The sequence below is a fragment of the Bacillus haikouensis genome (assembly GCF_013179555.1).
Lineage (GTDB): Bacteria > Bacillota > Bacilli > Bacillales > Bacillaceae_B > Rossellomorea > Rossellomorea haikouensis_A.
In genome coordinates, this window is sequence record NZ_JABMCR010000572.1 from 1 (window position 1) to 927 (window position 927).

At 45.1% G+C, this 927-nt stretch carries 1 protein-coding gene; it reads right to left on the minus strand.

Annotation, left to right across the window (positions count from 1 at the left end):
• Nucleotides 1-927, minus strand: a 927-nt coding sequence (locus tag HP456_RS24360) for a homocysteine S-methyltransferase family protein (protein ID WP_172255809.1), incomplete at both ends; no start/stop codon positions are given.

Sequence of the window (927 nt, forward strand, 5' to 3'; positions counted from 1 at the left end):
TTACTTTACCCTGTGAATATTTCAAAGCAGTCTCCAGCACTTTTTCATCGGTTGTATCGATGACAAGAGGAACCTTCACTTTCTTCACAACTTCCTGAATGAATGTATCCATATCTTCCGCTTCTTCTCTGTCGGGATCTGCAACACATATGTCAATGACCTGAGCACCATTTTTCACCTGTGCCCTTGCTATTTCAGATGCTTCTTCAATTTTATTTTCAGCTATCAGTCTTTTGAACTTCCTGGAACCGATCACATTCGTCCGTTCACCTACCAATATAGGCCGGTTATCCTGGTCATCATATAAAAAAGCTTCGATACCCGAGACGGCATGAGCATGTGACTTGTTTGGAACTCTTGGTAGAAATCCCTTGACCAACTCGGATAAAGCCCTTATATGGTCTGGAGTCGTTCCACAGCAGCCACCCACCATGTTCAGCCAGCCTTTCTCAAGGAACCCTTTCATTTTCAGACTGAGTGATTCTGGGGTTTCATTATAATTCCCTTCCTCATCAGGAAGTCCTGCATTCGGATAACAGCTGACATATGTCGTTGCTAACTTAGATAGTGAACGCAGATGGTCACGCATGAATTCAGGTCCTGTCGCGCAGTTCAATCCGAAAGCCAGAGGCTTCAGATGTTCCAAAGATAAATAAAATGCTTCGATATTCTGTCCCGCAAGTGTCGTACCCATTGGTTCTATCGTACCAGATAATAGGATGGGGACCTCTTTGCCGCTATCTCTGAACGCAGCCTGGATACCAAGGTTAGCTGCTTTGACATTCAATGCATCCTGACTTGTCTCCAATAACAAAACATCGACACCACCATCCAGCAATCCCTTCGCCTGTATGCGGTAGTTGTCGGATAAAGCGTCGAAATCGATTCCTCCGGTTACCGATAACGTTTTTGTGGTCGGTCCCATGG